The organism is Brevibacterium sp. MGP-B1 (assembly GCF_057766545.1).
The window spans coordinates 1,604,256-1,619,407 of the sequence record NZ_CM173407.1 but is presented as its reverse complement, the minus strand read 5'-3'; the positions used below and the strand labels follow the sequence as shown (position 1 = coordinate 1,619,407).

The following is a 15,152-nucleotide window of genomic DNA, read 5'->3' as shown; positions in this document are numbered from 1 at the left end:
TCACTGGTTCGCCGAGACGGGCACTCGGGACAGCACCCGACCGATGAGGTCGGCCGCCAGGTCTGCGTCGTCTCCGTCGCGGGGGATGATGCGGTGGGCGAGGATGTACGGGGCCAGGGCCTGCACATCGTCGGGGGTGACGAAGGTGCGCCCCGACAGTGCCGCGCGGGCCTTCGCCGCCCGCAGCAGATGGACGCCGCCGCGCGGGGAGCTGCCGAGCAGGATCGCCTGATCGTTGCGGGTGGCATGGAGGATCGCCACGATGTACTCGCGCAGCTGCCGGCTCGCGGAGACATGGCGGACGATGGTGCGGGCCTGAGTGATCTGCTCGAGGTTCGTCACCGCGGCAGCGGTCTCGAGGGGATCGTTCTGGATCTGGTTGTCCAGCAGATCGACCTCATCGGATGTCGCCGGATATCCCAGGGAGATGCGGGTGAGGAAGCGATCGCGCTGCGCCTCGGGCAGGGCGTAGGTGCCCTCCATGTCGATCGGGTTCTGAGTGGCGACGACGATGAACGGCGTGGGCATCGGATAGGTCTGCCCGTCGATCGTCGCCTGTCCCTCGGCCATGCACTCGAGCATCGCCGACTGCGTCTTCGGGGACGCGCGGTTGATCTCGTCGGCGATGACGATGTTCGCGAACACCGGTCCCTGTCGGAACTCGAAGTGGCGAGTCTCCTGGTTGAACAGGTTCACACCCACGACGTCGGTGGGCAGCAGGTCCGGGGTGAACTGGATGCGGCGCACGGAACCGTCGACGACCTTGCCCATGGCACGGGCCAACAGGGTCTTGCCGACCCCGGGGACGTCTTCGAGGAGGACATGTCCGCCGGCGAGCAGTGCGATGAGCGAGAGCCCGACGGCCTCATCCTTGCCCTCGAGCACCGAGTTCATCGCTGTGCGTGCCCGCGAGGTCAGATTCTGCACCCACTCGATGTGTTCGGCGCCGATCACGGAATTGGTCTGTGTACCTTCTTGGCTGGTCGACATACCCTCCATTGTCCCTGAAAGCCCGCACCCCAGCCACACGAGTTTCTTTCAGCTTCGTCACTCCGCTCTCCTCCCCACTCCCATTCCCTCCCCGAGTCGCCCCACCCCACTCCCCACCACCCTCCCCACTTTCCTCCACGCGGACCCTCCACTTTCCTCCCCACTCGCCTCCACCTCGGTGCGGGGAATCGGCTGAGATCCCCGGATTCTCGCGGATCTGTGCCGTTTCCACCCTCGTCGCCGAGACGGCCCACCGCCTTCGCGGACCCGCCGTTCTCCCCGTGTCCGACACTCCCGCGACGCGCCTCTGAGAAATTTTCCCCACTTTCCTCCACCTATCTGACCTGGGAAAACAATGAGTCTGGAGCATCGGTAGGGTGAAAAGCTGGAATCTGTGGAGGGAAGTGGAGTACTGTGGTTGCTATCGGAGCCGATGGGTTTCGAAAGGGGTGAGACGACATGTTCTTGGGCACTCATATGCAGAAGCTCGACGACAAAGGTCGCCTCATCCTGCCCGCAAAGTTCCGCGAGGAGCTGTCGCCCGGACTCGTTCTGACCCGTGGCCAGGAGAACTGCCTCACCCTGTTCCCCACCACGGAGTTCGAAGCCGAGCACGCGCGAATCCAGAACGCGCCGAAGACGAATAAGGAAGCCCGCGATTACCAGCGTGTGTTCCTGTCGGCGGCATTTGCGGATCAACCGGACAAACAGGGACGCATCACGGTCCCGAACATATTGCGGCAGTACGCATCACTCGATCGGGAAGTCGCAGTGATCGGCATGGGCAACCGAGTCGAGATCTGGGATGCACCGACCTGGGAGGACTACCTCGTCGGCGCTCAGCAGGCCTTCGCCGAACGCGAAGAGGAGGTGATCCCCGGAGTGATCTGATTCTGCTCGGGTTTGATCCTTGCCCGCCGTGCTCGAGTTTCGGGGAACTTCCCCGTTTCCGAAGCTCGGACGTCCTGACACACTTCCCCGGTGGCAGGGCCACGGCGGTCAAGGTTCTGGCTCCAGCAGCGCACCCCCGACCACCCCCGTATGAAGGACCCACGAATGACAGCTCAGCACGTACCGGTGCTCCTGACGCGCGTGGTCGAACTCATCGGCGTCGGAGTCGAAGCCGCCAGGGACGCCGGACTCACCCCGGTCGTCGTCGACGGCACGCTCGGAATGGGCGGTCACGCCGAAGCGGTCCTCACGGCCTTCGACGATGTCCACCTCGTCGGCATCGACCGCGATCTGCAGGCCATCGACATCGCCGCGAAACGCCTGGCCCCGTTCGCCGACCGCATCGATATCGTCCACGCAGTCGACGACGAGCTGCCCGAGGTCCTCGACGACCTCGGCATCTCATCGATCAGCGCGATCCTGCTCGACCTGGGAGTGTCCTCACTGCAGCTCGACGAAGACGAACGCGGATTCTCCTACTCCCGGCCGGCACCCCTGGATATGCGCATGGACCGCACCCAGGAGCTCACGGCCGAGAAGGTGCTGGCCACCTACTCGGAATCCGAGCTGCGCCGCATCCTCCGCGAATACGGGGAGGAGAAGCTGGCCGGCAAGATCGCGAAGATCATCGTCACCGACCGGGTCGACACCCCGTGGGAGACATCGGACCAGCTGGCGGCCATGCTCTCGCGGGTGATCCCGCAGACGAAGAAGAAGTCGCATCCCGCCAAACGCACCTTCCAGGCCCTGCGCATCGAGGTCAACGACGAGCTCGGGGTGCTGCGCACCGCACTGCCGGCGGCACTGGAAGCGCTGCACATCGGGGGAGTGGCCGTCATCGAGTCCTACCAGTCTTTGGAGGACACGATCGTGAAGAAGACCTTCCGGGCGGCCACGACCTCCTCGGCGCCGCCGGATCTGCCGGTCGTGCCCGAAGAGCACCAGCCCTGGCTGACCGAGATCATCCGGGGCGCCGAAATGGCTGATGAGCAAGAAGCAGAGACCAACCCGCGGGCGGCAAGCGTCCGACTGCGGGCAGTGCAGAAGATCAGGGAGGCACGATCGTGAGGAATTCCCAGGCGACCGCGGGTCAGCCCCACTTCACCGAACGCTCCCGCCGGCTCGAAGAGGCCGGTGGTCAGCAGGGCGGGGCGAAGCTGCGGCTGCTCAAGTTCGAACTGCCGAAGTCCCGTCTGCCCTTCTCCATGCTGTGCGTGGGGATCCTTCTCGCCACCCTCGTGGCCGTGCTGCTGCTCAACATCTTCGTCGCCAACACCTCCTACAAGGTCGACCAGCTGACGAGTGAGAAGGAAGCCCTGGCCGAGCAGAAGGACCGCCTCGTCGAAGACAACTCATACCGTGAGTCCCCGCAGAACATCGCCCTGGCCGCCGAAGAGCTCGGCCTAGTCCGTGATTCCTCACCGGAATTCCTCGATGCGAAGACCGGGAAGATGATCGACGCCCCCGGAATCGACGTCAGCGGTGAGAAAGAGCCCACAGTCGTGCCCGGCCCGCGCGCCGATACACGTGATGACATCCGACCCAATCTACGATCGGATGAGAAGCTCCCGGTCGTCGGGGGCAGCCCGAGCCAGGACGTGGCGGCTCCGAGCCAGGAGGCGCCGAAGTAGTCCGAGCTCACCGGGACCAGGGAACGGCCTGACCGAAACATTCGCCGACCACACCAAGGACCGAGGACTCAAGCTATGGGCTCAGCCAAGACCCGACTGAAGAAGAAGCGCAAGGGCGGTGGCCCCGATCTGCGTTGGCGGATGGGCTTCATCGCCGCGGTGTCGGTCCTCGTCCTCCTCATCACCTCCGTCCGCCTCGTATCGATCCAGGGTATGGACTCGATGAAACTGGCGGAGAAGGCGTTGTCGAATCGACTCGTCACCCGGACCCTGCCGGCCGATCGCGGACAGATCCTGGCCGCCGACGGCACAGTGCTTGCCGACAGCGTCTCCCGCTACCAGCTCGTCGTCGATCAGCAGAACGTCGCCCAGTACGAAGTCGACGGCAAGCTCGTCGGAGCCTGGGGTGCAGCCGAAGCCCTGTCGAAGCCTTTGAAGACCGACCCCGGTGTGCTCTATCCGAAACTCGTCGGCGATAAACGCTGGAACCCCGTCGCCAAGGGGCTGACCTCGGAGACCTGGCGTGCGGTGAAGAAGCTCGAGGTCCTCGGCATCTCCGCCGAGGAGTACTCGGTGCGCTCGTATCCTGCCGGAGGCGTCGCCGGCAACCTCGTCGGGTTCCTCAGCTCCGACGGCACGGCCCAGGCCGGTCTCGAATCGGCCTATGACGAACAGCTGTCGGGCAAGGACGGCCAGCAGCAGTACGAACGCGGAGCACGCGGAGAGATCATCCCGCTCGGCGACAACAACATGAAGGACGCCGTCGACGGCGAGGGTCTGCAGACGACGATCGACCCGGCGATGCAGTACTACGCTCAGCAGGCCATCGAAGAGCAGCGGAAGAAGCACGAAGCCGAATCCGCGTCGATCGTCATCAAAGAGATCAAGACGGGACGCATCATCACCGCCGCGGATGCTCCCACCGTCGACCCGAACTCTCCCGGCAAGGTCGACGGCTCCGACCGCGGTTCGCGCATCTTCACCGACATGTTCGAGCCCGGTTCGACCGCGAAGATGGTCACCGCCGCAGCGCTGCTCGACCAGGGACTCGTCACGCCCGAACAGGAGTTCACCGTCCCGGACAAGTGGAAGGCGCCGAACGACGAGGAGTTCCGCGACTCCCACGAGCACCCCGATGAGAAGCTCACCTTCGCCGGTATCCTCGCCGAATCCTCGAACACCGGCACCGTGCTGGCCGGTAAGGAACTCACCGAGGCCCAGCGCTACGAATACATGAAGAAGTTCGGCTTCGGCACCAGTTCGGGAATCGACTTCCCGGCCGAGACCTCGGGCATCCTGCATCCGTACGAGGAGTGGGACGGACGGACGAAGTACACCGTGATGTTCGGTCAGGGTGTGGCCGCGAACGCGATCCAGACCACCGACGTCATCTCCACCATCGCCAACGGTGGAGTCCACGTGCCCTCCCGCCTCGTCGACGGAATGATCTCCCCGAACGGACGCACCATCTCCACCCCCGCAGGAGAGAAGGAACGCGTCGTCAGCAAGAAGGCCGCCGACGAGACCCTGCGGATGCTCGAAGGCGTCGTCGCCGAAGGCACAGGCAAGTCCGCCCAGGTCTCCGGCTACAGGGTCGCAGGAAAGACCGGCACCGCGCAGGCACCGGCAGCCGAGGGCGGAGGCTACGACGGATACACCGCCTCCTTCGTCGGCGTCCTGCCCGCCGAAGATCCCGAACTCGCGATCTCCGTGACTTTGCAACGTCCTCGGAACGGCTACTACGGTGGACAGGCCGCAGCCCCCGTGTTCTCCGATGTCGCGGGCTTCGCCATGCGGCATCTCAAGATCCCACCGTCGACGCAGAAGCCCGACCTGCCCGCCCGAGAATGGAAATGATGCGCTTTTCACAGCTGCTGCCGATCGCACCCGGCACCCTCCACGGTGACCCCGAGACAGAGGTCACCGGAGTCTCCCATGACTCGCGTGCGGTCTCACCCGGCCAGCTCTACGCCGCCCTGCCGGGAGCGAACGTCCACGGTGCGAAGTTCGCCCCCGAGCTGATCCGCGCCGGTGTCGACGCCATCCTCACCGACGACGCCGGCTGGCACCTCATCACCGAAGCGCTGAGCACGGACGAGGCGGACCGGGACCTGCTCGCCGGGGTCACCGCTCTCATCGTCGAAGCACCCCGCGCCGTGCTCGGGTTCGTCTCCGCCGCCGTCTACGGGACCACCTCGGTGCCGGAGCTCATCGGAGTCACGGGAACGAACGGGAAGACGACGACGACCTACCTGGCCGACGGGATGCTCGCGGCACTGGGCCATCGCACCGCCGTCATCGGCACGGTCGCCATCCTCATCGCCGGCGATACGGTGCCCAGCGTGCGCACGACGCCAGAAGCCCCCGAACTGCACGCCCTGTTCGCGAAGATGCGCGCGGCCGAGGTCGACACCTGTTCGATGGAGGTCTCCTCCCACGCGCTCAGCCAGCACCGCGTCGACGGGGCTCACTTCAGCGTCGCAGGGTTCACGAACCTGTCCCAGGATCACCTCGACTACCACAACACGATGGAGGAGTACTTCGAGGCGAAGGCCCAGCTGTTCACCCGCACTTTCTCCGACAAGGCCGTCATCGTCGTCGAAGACGAATGGGGCGAGCGGATGACGGAGGCCGCACAGGTGCCCGTGCGTACGCTGGGACGCGACGAACGCAGCCAATGGCGCATCGAGCACACCCCGGGCGAATCGGACTTCGTGCTCCACCTCGACGACGGGGAGAGCATCCGGCTCCGCTCACCGCTGCCGGGCGATTTCAACGTCACGAATACGGCTCTGGCGGCCTCGATGCTCGTCGAGGCCGGCGTGAGTGCCGAAGAGATCGATGCGATCGGCCGCAGCTTCGTGGCCACGGTGCCCGGACGGATGGAGATCATCGACGTCTCCGGTCCGCGGGCGCTGAGCGAATCCCACCCGGAGATCCTGCCGCGGGCCATCGTCGACTATTCGCACACCCCCGACGCCATCGCGAAGGCGCTGGCGACGCTCCACGCCGACTCCGATGAGCTCATCATCGTCTTCGGCGCCGGAGGCGACCGCGACCGCGGCAAGCGCTTCGGCATGGGTCAGGCGGCGGCACGTGAAGCCGATGTGATCGTTCTCACCGACGACAATCCGCGCACCGAGGATCCCGACACGATCCGGGCAGCCATCAGGCAGGGAATCGAAGCCGAGGTGGATGCGGGACGGGCCCGTGTGAAAAAGATCATCGAGGTCCCCGACCGCGGTGCCGCCATCGATGAGGCGATTGCCGAAGCAGACGCCTCGGCGACCGTGCTCATCGCGGGCAAGGGGCATGAGACAGGCCAGACCGTGGGCACCACGGTCACCGATTTCGACGACCGGGCCAGGACACGCTCAGCGCTGTCCATGCGACTGGGCGGCGCACAACCAGGTAAAGTTCACAGATGATATGAAGCGACTGACTGCAGCCGAAATCGCAACCGCCCTGAGCGGCGAGTTGTACGGCATCGACCCCGAGACCCCATTGACCGCCGGTGTGGTGACCGACTCGAGAGAAGTCGGACCCGGCGATATCTACGTCGCCCGCCGAGGCGAGAGCTTCGACGGCATCGAATTCGCCGCCGCCGCCGTCGAGGCGGGAGCGGCCCTGATCATCGGCGAATCCGTCCCCACCATCGACGACGAACCGCTGCCGGTCGTCGTCGTCGCCGATGCCACCGAAGCGCTGGGTCAATTGGCCAAGCACAGCATCGAAGGCCTGCGCGCCGAAGGCGAACTCACTGTCATCGCGATCACCGGTTCCGTCGGCAAGACCACGGTGAAGGACCTCGCCGCGGATCTGCTCTCCGGTGAGGCCGAGACCGTGTGGCCGCCGAACTCCTACAACAACGAGGTCGGAGTCCCGCTGACGGCTCTGCGGGCGGTCGAATCCACCCGCTTCCTCGTCCTCGAGATGGGGGCTCGGTCGATCGGCAACCTCGCCTATCTGACGAGCCTCATCCGCCCCGATATCGCCGTCGAGCTGGCCGTGGGCACCGCCCACTCCGGAGTCTTCGGTTCGATCGAGAACACAGCGCGGGCGAAGGCCGAACTCGTCGAGTCCCTGACGGCCGGATCCACCGCCGTGCTCAACGCCGATGACCCCCGCGTGTCGGCGATGCGCGAGGTGCTCGCTCCGGACGTGACCACTCTGTGGTTCTCACAGCGTGAGTCCCTGCCCGAATGGGTCGGTGCCGACGACCTGGTCGTGCGCGGCACCTCGGTGTCCACGGATTCCTCCGGTCATCCGACGTTCACCCTCTCCCTGCCCGGTGAGGAGCCCCGCGATGTGCGTCTGGCGCTCATCGGCGAGCACCACGTCGGCAACGCTCTGGCAGCAGCCGCCATCGCCCACGCCTGCGGCGTCGCGGCCAGGTCGATCGTCACCACCCTGTCGACCTCCTCGGCGGCCAGCCGCTGGCGGATGGAGCTCATCGATTCGCCGTCGGGCGTGACTGTGCTCAACGACGCCTACAATGCGAACCCCGAATCCATGCGGGCCTCCCTGAAGACCCTGGCCTCGATGGGCCGCGGTGATGAGGAGACCAGCCCGCGTCGCACCTTCGCCGTGCTCGGCGAGATGCTCGAACTCGGGTCCGAATCGGTGTCCGCGCACTCGGACATCGGCGAACTCGTCGTGCGCCTCAACATCACTCGCACCATCGTCGTGGGAGAGGGTGCGAAGCCGATCTTCAACGCGGCGAACCTCGAAGGCTCCTGGGGCAACGAGGCGGCCTGGGTCGCCACCGCGGCCGAGGCGAAGGACCTTCTGAGCGCCGAACTCGCTCCCGGCGACATCGTTCTGTTCAAATCCTCCCGCGATGCCGGTCTGCGCTACCTGGGAGACGAAATCGCCGGAGTATCGGGGGCCCAATGATTGCCGTACTGCTCGCAGCCTGCCTGGCTCTCATCTTCGCCCTCGTCGGGACACCGCTGTTCATCCGGGTGCTCGTCAAGAAGGGGTATGGCCAGTTCGTCCGTGACGACGGTCCGACCTCGCACGCGACGAAGCGCGGAACCCCGACCATGGGCGGAGTCGTCATCATCGGCGCCGCAGTGCTCGCCTACCTGCTCGGACACCTGTTCACCGGTTCCGTGCCCACGGCGTCGGGCCTGCTCGTGCTGTGGCTGGCTGCGGGACTGGCGGTCGTCGGATTCCTCGACGACTTCATCAAGATCAAGAAGCAGCGGTCTCTGGGTCTGCGCCCGATGCCGAAGCTCATCGGTCAGGCCTTCGTCGGAATCTCGTTCGCCGTGCTCGCGCTGCAGTTCCCGAACTCCTTCGGCGAGACCCCGGCGTCGACGAAGGTCTCGTTCATCCGCGACACGAACCTCGACCTCGCCTTCGGCTCCGCGATCCTCGGCCTCATCCTGTTCGTCATCTGGGCGAACCTCATCGTCACCGCTGTCTCGAACGCGGTCAACCTCACCGACGGCCTCGACGGACTGGCCGCCGGCGCCTCGGTGGTCGTCTTCGCCGCCTATGTCGTCATCGGCACCTGGCAGTCGACCCAGAACTGCAACCTCATGTCCGAGGCCACGAACGCCTGCTACTACATGCGCGACCCCCGCGACCTCGCAATGGTCGCCGGCGCCATGGCCGCGGCCTGCTTCGGCTTCCTGTGGTTCAACACCTCGCCGGCGAAGATCTTCATGGGCGACACCGGTTCGCTGGCCATCGGCGGTGCCTTCGCCGGACTGGCGATCATGTCGCGCACCGAGCTGCTGCTCATCGTCCTCGGCGGTCTCTTCGTCATCATCACCCTGTCGGTGATCATCCAGGTCGCTTCCTTCAAGACCACCGGCAAACGCGTGTTCCGCATGGCGCCCCTGCAGCACCACTTCGAACTCAAGGGCTGGGCCGAAGTGACGATCGTGGTGAGGTTCTGGATCATCGCCGCCCTCTTCGTCATCGCCGGAATCTGCCTGTTCTACGCCGATTGGGTGGCGCGCATTGGCTGATGAACCCACCACCAAGGAGATCCCGGCCGCACTGCACGGACCGAGCTCATCCCTGGCCGGACTGCGCATCCTCGTCACCGGTCTCGGAGTGACGGGATTCCCCGCTGCCGTCCACCTCGGCGAACGCGGAGCCGATGTCATCGTCATCGACGGCGACGCCACCGCCGATGTCAGCGAGAAGGCGCAGATCCTCGAGGTCTTCGACGTCGACATCCGACGGGGACCCGAACACGTCGAAGCTCTGCCCGAAGGCGAACTCGACCTCGTCGTCACCTCACCCGGATGGCGTCCGGACCAGCCGGTGCTCGCGGCCGCAGCGAAGGCCGGCATCCCGGTCATCGGCGAAGTCGAACTCGCGTGGCGGATCCGCGGCACCAACGACGCCAAATGGCTCGCCATCACCGGCACCAACGGCAAGACGACGACCACGACGATGCTCGAATCGATGCTGCTGGCAGCAGGGCTCAAGGCCAGGGCCTGCGGCAATATCGGCACCCCGCTGCTCGAAGCCGTGCTCGAACCCGAACTCGAGGTTCTCGCAATCGAACTCTCGAGCTTCCAGCTGCACTGGCAGGAGTCGATGAGCGCCGACGCCGCAGTCGTGCTCAACATCGCTCCCGATCACCTCGATTGGCACGGCAGCGCCGACGCCTATGCGGCGGACAAAGCGAAGATCTTCCACAATGCGAAGCTCGCCTGCGTGTACAACTGCGCCGACGAGGTGACTCTGCACATGGTCGAGGACGCCGACGTCATCGAAGGGGCCAAGGCCATCGGCTTCACCACCGGTGTGCCTCGCCCCGGCGAGCTCGGCGTCGTCGAGGACCTGCTGGTCGACCGGGCCTTCATTCCGCAGCGCTACTCATCGGCCGCCGAACTCGCCTCCCTCGACGATGTGGCGACGGCCACCGGCGTCGCGGGTTCGCGGCCCGCCCCCCACCAGGTCGCCAATGCTCTGGCCGCAGCCTGTCTGGCCCGCGCCATCGACGTGCCCGGTCAGGCGATCGCTGCGGGACTGCAGAACCATTCGCTCGGCGCCCACCGCATGGTCACCGTCGCCGAGGCGGACGGCATCCGCTGGGTCGACGATTCCAAGGCGACGAACACCCACGCCGCGAATGCCTCGCTGGCCGCCTTCGACTCGATCATCTGGATCGCCGGGGGACTGCCCAAAGGCGCCGACTTCACCTCGCTGTTCGCCGACCACCGCGAACGGCTGAAGGCACTCGTGCTTATCGGATCGGACGACTCGGCCTACCGTGAGGCCATCGCCGCGACCGTCCCCGACCTCGAAGTCGTCCGCATCGAACCGGCCCTGGCCGTGGACTCCGGAGTCCCGAAACGCCGCGGTGAGGCCGTCGCCGCGGCCGCCGTCGACGCAGCCGCACGGTTGGCCGAAGCCGGAGACACCGTTCTCCTGGCACCGGCAGCCGCGAGCATGGACCAGTTCCTCAACTACAACACTCGCGGCGACCTCTTCGCCGAGGCCGTCAACTCGCACCTGGAGCGCTGAAATGGGACGGCAGACCACCGCGAAGGCGGATGAACGCCGCCGCCGCAAGCTTGCGAGGACGTCTGTCTCCGCATCCGCTCCGACGACGTCGACCACGTCACGTTCGACGAGTGGGCAGCAGCAGACGGGAGTGAAGACCGCACCGAAGACGCGAAACGCGAAGTCTTCGGGCACAGCGTCTGCCGCGAAGACAGCGCCGACGACGACCGCAGGCCGACGTCCGGCAGGAACCGGCAGGTCGACATCTGCCGCACGCGACTCCAGACCGAAGTCGGGGACCGCGAAGAAGCCTGCGAAGGCCGCGGGGAAGAACAAGACCGCCTCGGTGCTCAAGAAGGCATGGACCCATCTGCGCGGTGACGTCTCCAGCCTCTCCGCGCACCCGCTGACGACCTACTTCCTCATCCTCGTCTCCGTCATCCTGCTCACAGGACTCGGCCTGGTCATGGTGCTCTCCGCCTCATCGATCACTTCCTACGACGGGGGAGCGGGCTCCTCATTCGCCTACTTCAACAAGCAGGCGATGTTCGCCGGGGTCGGTCTCGTCCTCATGTACATCGCGAGTCGGATGCCGCTGCAGTTCTGGAAGCGGATCGCATGGTTCGCCATCATCGGCGGACTCCTCATGCAGGCGGCGGTCTTCGTTCCCGGGCTCGGCAAAGAGACGAAGGGCAATGCGAACTGGATCGGGTTCGGCGGATTCCAGATCCAGCCCTCGGAGTTCCTCAAGGTCGCCCTCGCCCTGTGGCTCGGCTTCATCCTCGCCCAGAAGGCCGGGAAGATGACCACCTTCGGCCACGCCATGATCCCCGTCGTGCCCGGAGTCCTCGCCGCCGCCGGACTCGTCGTGGCCGGCAACGACCTCGGCACCGGTTTGGTCATCATGGCCATGGCCGTCGTCTGCCTGTTCGTCGGCGGATTCCCGATGAAGTACTTCATCCTCCTGGGCAGCGTGCTCGCAGCGGCGGTCACCTTCTTCGTGCTCAGCTCCCAGAACCGTCTCGATCGCATCCAGTCGATGCTCACCGGTCACGCGGATCAGAGCGCCGCGGACACCATGGGCCAAGCCTGGCAGTCCAACCACGGACTGTTCTCGCTGGCCTCGGGCGGATGGTTGGGGGTCGGGCTCGGCGCCAGCCGTGAGAAATGGTCCTGGCTGCCCGAAGCCCACAACGACTTCATCTTCGCCATCATCGGAGAGGAGCTGGGTCTCGTCGGCACCCTCGTCGTCATTCTCATCTTCGCCGTCCTCGGTTTCGGCATGGTGCGCGTGGTGATGCGTTCGAACAGTCTCATGGTCCAGGTCGCCACTGCCGGCTTCTTCGCCCTCATCATCGGGCAGGCCGGAATCAATATCGGCGTCGTCACCGGACTGCTGCCGGTCATCGGTCTGCCGCTGCCGTTCGTGTCCTACGGCGGCTCCTCGATCATCGCCTCTCTCCTCGCCGTGGGAGTGGTGCTGTCGTTCGCTCGCACCGAACCGGGCGCCGAGGCAGCCATCGCCGCCAACAAGGATCGTCTGCGATCCTCACTCGCCGTGCTTGCCCGCAAGAAAAGGAAATGAGATGACGAGTATCCTCCTCGCCGGTGGAGGCACCACCGGCCATATCTCGCCGATGCTGGCGATCGGCCGCGAGCTGCGCCGGCAGCACCCCGACTGGGATGTCGTCGCGTTGGGCACCCCAGACGGGCTCGAAGCCGAAATCGTACCGCGTGCCGGGTTCGAACTGCTCACCATCGACAAGGTGCCCATGCCGCGGTCGATCAGTCCCGCCCTGCTGAAGTTCCCGGGACGCTTCCGCGGCAACATCTCCGCCGTCAAGCAGATCATCGCCTCCCGCAGCGTCGACGCCGTCGTCGGCGTCGGCGGCTACGTCTGCCCGCCGGCCTTCCTCGCCGCCAAACAGGCGAAGATCCCACTGATCGTCCACGAAGCCAATGCGAAGCCGGGAATGGCCAACCGCCTCGGCGCCCGACTGACCACCACCGGGCGCGTCGGGATCACCTTCCCGGACACCGAGCTGCGGAATTCTACCCTCGTCGGCATGCCCATGCCCACCGAGATCACGGATCTCGACCGCAGCGACGCGGGACAGCGCGCGGGGTTCCGTGCCGATCTCGGGCTGCGCGACGACCGTCCGGTCCTCGTCGTGACCGGCGGTTCCTCCGGTGCGCAGAAGATCAACGAAGCGTTCCTGGCCACCGCGACCGCGTGTCAGGAGGCCGGAGTTCAAGTCCTCCATATCACGGGGGCCGGAAAGGGCGAGGCCCTGCGGGAGGCGGCGGCCGAACTGCCCGACTACCACGTCGTGGACTACGTCGACGGAATGCATCGGGCCTATGCGGTCGCCGATCTGCTCGTCGCCCGCTCCGGTGCCGCCACCGTCTCCGAAGCCACGGTCGCCGGAGTCCCGGCTGTCTATGTGCCCCTGGCCATCGGCAACGGCGAACAGCGCCTCAACGCCTCCGGAAGCGTCTCGGCCGGTGCCTCACTCATGGTCGACAATGCCGAATTCTCACCGTCGACGGTCGTCGACACCATTCTGCCGCTGCTGGCCGACGAGTCCCGTCTGACGCAGATGAGCCAGGCGGCACTGCATCTCAACTACCCCACCGATGCCGCGGCCCGCATGGCCGCCATCGTCAACCGCGCGCTGGAAGGCTGACCATGACCTCTGCGAACACGAGCCCCGCGAACATCGTTCCCGTCGGCGAACTCGGAGCCGTCCACTTCATCGGCATCGGCGGATCGGGAATGTCCGGAATCGCCCGGATCATGGTCATGAACGGAGTCACCGTCTCCGGTTCGGACGCGAAGGAATCCAACGTCGTCGACGTTCTCCGGACCTTGGGCGCCACGGTCACGATCGGACATTCGGCCGACAACCTCGGCGAGGCCGACACCCTCGTCATCTCATCGGCCATCCGCAAGGACAACCTCGAACTCGTCGAAGCACAACGCCGGGGACTGCGCATCCTCCACCGCTCCGGAGCACTCGCCTCGCTCATGGTCGACCGGCGGGCCGTGGCCGTGGCGGGCACCCACGGGAAGACCACGACCACGTCGATGACCACCGTGGCACTGCAGGCCTGCGGAGTCGACCCGTCCTTCGTCATCGGGGGAGTGCTGTCGACGACGGGCACGAACGCCCATCTGGGCACCGGAGACGTCTTCGTCGCCGAAGCCGACGAATCCGACGGATCGTTCCTCCTTTACGAACCGGCCATCGGCATCCTCACGAACGTCGAAGCCGACCACCTCGATCACTACGGCACCCCGGAGAAGGTGCGCGAAGCCTTCATCGAGTTCTGCGACGGCATCCAGACCCGGGGCGGAACGATCATCGCCTGCGCCGACGACCCAGGCTCCCACGATGTCGCCCTGCACTCCCGCAGCCAGGGAGCCGATGTCGTCCTCTACGGCACGTCCGAGGATGCCGATATCGTGCTGCGCGACCTCGACTCCGGAATCGGCTCGAGCTTCGTCCTCGACCTGCCCGGCCGGGCCAGTGAGCTGCGAGTCGAACTGCGGCAGCCGGGAATGCACAACGCACTCAACGCCACCGCCGCCATCGCCGTCGCGCACAGCCTCGGCGCCGATGTCGAACGCGCCGCCACGGGTCTCGCCGGCTACGGAGGCACCCGCCGCCGCTTCGAAGAACGCGGAATCGCCGCCGGCGTGCGCGTCATCGACGACTACGCCCATCACCCGACGGAGGTGCGCGCGGTGCTCAGCGCCGCGCGCGGAGTCGTCACCGACGGGGGACGGGTCTGGGCCGTCTTCCAGCCCCACCTGTACTCGCGGACGATGGAATTCCGGGAGGAATTCGGACAGGCCCTCGGTCTGGCCGATGAGGTCGTCGTCCTCGACGTCTTCCCTGCGCGCGAAGACCCCGTGCCCGGAGTCACCGGCGCGCTCATCGCCGACCGGGTCCCGCACGAGAACGTCACCTTCCTGGAGTCCTTCGCCGAGGCGGTCCCCTTCGTCGCCGCTCGAGTGAAGCCCGGGGATCTCGTGCTCACTGTCGGTGCCGGTGACGTGACCATCCTCGGGCCCGAGCTGCTGAGCGCGCTGGAGGGCTGACG

12 protein-coding genes are annotated in these 15,152 nt (G+C 66.1%); 11 read left to right on the top strand and 1 reads right to left on the bottom strand.

Annotated features, from left to right (window positions below; translation table 11 throughout):
- A complete protein-coding gene (locus tag AC3CD9_RS07440) occupies positions 1-990 on the bottom strand; it encodes an AAA family ATPase (protein ID WP_101546280.1) in 990 nt (329 codons plus the stop codon).
- A gap of 459 nt (positions 991-1,449) precedes the next feature.
- On the opposite strand from AC3CD9_RS07440, the gene mraZ reads away from it, so the two are divergent.
- The 11 genes from mraZ to murC all read left to right on the top strand — a co-directional run bounded on the left by mraZ (position 1,450) and on the right by murC (position 15,150).
- Positions 1,450-1,881, top strand: coding sequence for a division/cell wall cluster transcriptional repressor MraZ (mraZ, locus tag AC3CD9_RS07435; RefSeq protein ID WP_039208349.1), 432 nt, complete (start codon positions 1,450-1,452; stop codon positions 1,879-1,881).
- A 165-nt stretch (positions 1,882-2,046) separates the two neighbouring features.
- Positions 2,047-3,009, top strand: coding sequence for a 16S rRNA (cytosine(1402)-N(4))-methyltransferase RsmH (gene rsmH, locus AC3CD9_RS07430; RefSeq protein WP_488367036.1), 963 nt, complete (start codon positions 2,047-2,049; stop codon positions 3,007-3,009).
- Entirely contained in the window at positions 3,006-3,572 is a 567-nt protein-coding gene (ftsL, locus tag AC3CD9_RS07425; protein WP_488367035.1) for a cell division protein FtsL, read from the top strand. Before rsmH ends, ftsL begins: the two co-directional genes overlap by 4 nt.
- Before the next feature lie 75 nt (positions 3,573-3,647).
- Positions 3,648-5,429 carry a peptidoglycan D,D-transpeptidase FtsI family protein gene (locus AC3CD9_RS07420; RefSeq protein WP_488367034.1) on the top strand — a complete coding sequence of 594 codons (1,782 nt, stop codon included), beginning with the start codon at positions 3,648-3,650 and terminating at the stop codon, positions 5,427-5,429.
- Positions 5,429-7,000: a UDP-N-acetylmuramoyl-L-alanyl-D-glutamate--2,6-diaminopimelate ligase gene (locus AC3CD9_RS07415; RefSeq protein ID WP_488367033.1), complete on the top strand. Its 1,572-nt coding sequence runs from the start codon at positions 5,429-5,431 to the stop codon at positions 6,998-7,000. Before AC3CD9_RS07420 ends, AC3CD9_RS07415 begins: the two co-directional genes overlap by 1 nt.
- 1 nt (position 7,001) lies before the next feature.
- Positions 7,002-8,468, top strand: a complete 1,467-nt coding sequence (locus AC3CD9_RS07410) for a UDP-N-acetylmuramoyl-tripeptide--D-alanyl-D-alanine ligase (protein ID WP_488367031.1) — start codon at positions 7,002-7,004, stop codon at positions 8,466-8,468.
- The gene (gene mraY, locus AC3CD9_RS07405) at positions 8,465-9,553 is read left to right on the top strand and encodes a phospho-N-acetylmuramoyl-pentapeptide-transferase (RefSeq protein WP_139469765.1); all 1,089 of its coding nucleotides are present in this window, start codon (positions 8,465-8,467) and stop codon (positions 9,551-9,553) included. The genes AC3CD9_RS07410 and mraY overlap by 4 nt, the downstream gene beginning before the upstream one ends.
- Positions 9,546-11,066: a UDP-N-acetylmuramoyl-L-alanine--D-glutamate ligase gene (gene murD, locus AC3CD9_RS07400; RefSeq protein ID WP_488367030.1), complete on the top strand. Its 1,521-nt coding sequence runs from the start codon at positions 9,546-9,548 to the stop codon at positions 11,064-11,066. The genes mraY and murD overlap by 8 nt, the downstream gene beginning before the upstream one ends.
- Before the next feature lies 1 nt (position 11,067).
- A complete protein-coding gene (gene ftsW / locus AC3CD9_RS07395; protein ID WP_488367029.1) occupies positions 11,068-12,630 on the top strand; it encodes a putative lipid II flippase FtsW in 1,563 nt (520 codons plus the stop codon).
- A 1-nt stretch (position 12,631) separates the two neighbouring features.
- Complete coding sequence (gene murG / locus AC3CD9_RS07390; RefSeq protein WP_488367028.1) at positions 12,632-13,732, top strand: undecaprenyldiphospho-muramoylpentapeptide beta-N-acetylglucosaminyltransferase; 1,101 nt, start codon at positions 12,632-12,634, stop codon at positions 13,730-13,732.
- 2 nt (positions 13,733-13,734) lie between these two features.
- The gene (gene murC / locus AC3CD9_RS07385; RefSeq protein WP_488367026.1) at positions 13,735-15,150 is read left to right on the top strand and encodes a UDP-N-acetylmuramate--L-alanine ligase; all 1,416 of its coding nucleotides are present in this window, start codon (positions 13,735-13,737) and stop codon (positions 15,148-15,150) included.
- Positions 15,151-15,152: the final 2 nt, after the last annotated feature.

Coding starts and splice junctions, on each gene's coding strand:
- AC3CD9_RS07440 (WP_101546280.1), bottom strand. CDS start 990: ATGTCGACCAGCCAAGAAGGTACACAGACCAATTCCGTGATCGGCGCC.
- mraZ (WP_039208349.1), top strand. CDS start 1,450: ATGTTCTTGGGCACTCATATGCAGAAGCTCGACGACAAAGGTCGCCTC.
- rsmH (WP_488367036.1), top strand. CDS start 2,047: ATGACAGCTCAGCACGTACCGGTGCTCCTGACGCGCGTGGTCGAACTC.
- AC3CD9_RS07420 (WP_488367034.1), top strand. CDS start 3,648: ATGGGCTCAGCCAAGACCCGACTGAAGAAGAAGCGCAAGGGCGGTGGC.
- AC3CD9_RS07415 (WP_488367033.1), top strand. CDS start 5,429: ATGCGCTTTTCACAGCTGCTGCCGATCGCACCCGGCACCCTCCACGGT.
- AC3CD9_RS07410 (WP_488367031.1), top strand. CDS start 7,002: ATGAAGCGACTGACTGCAGCCGAAATCGCAACCGCCCTGAGCGGCGAG.
- mraY (WP_139469765.1), top strand. CDS start 8,465: ATGATTGCCGTACTGCTCGCAGCCTGCCTGGCTCTCATCTTCGCCCTC.
- ftsW (WP_488367029.1), top strand. CDS start 11,068: ATGGGACGGCAGACCACCGCGAAGGCGGATGAACGCCGCCGCCGCAAG.
- murG (WP_488367028.1), top strand. CDS start 12,632: ATGACGAGTATCCTCCTCGCCGGTGGAGGCACCACCGGCCATATCTCG.
- murC (WP_488367026.1), top strand. CDS start 13,735: ATGACCTCTGCGAACACGAGCCCCGCGAACATCGTTCCCGTCGGCGAA.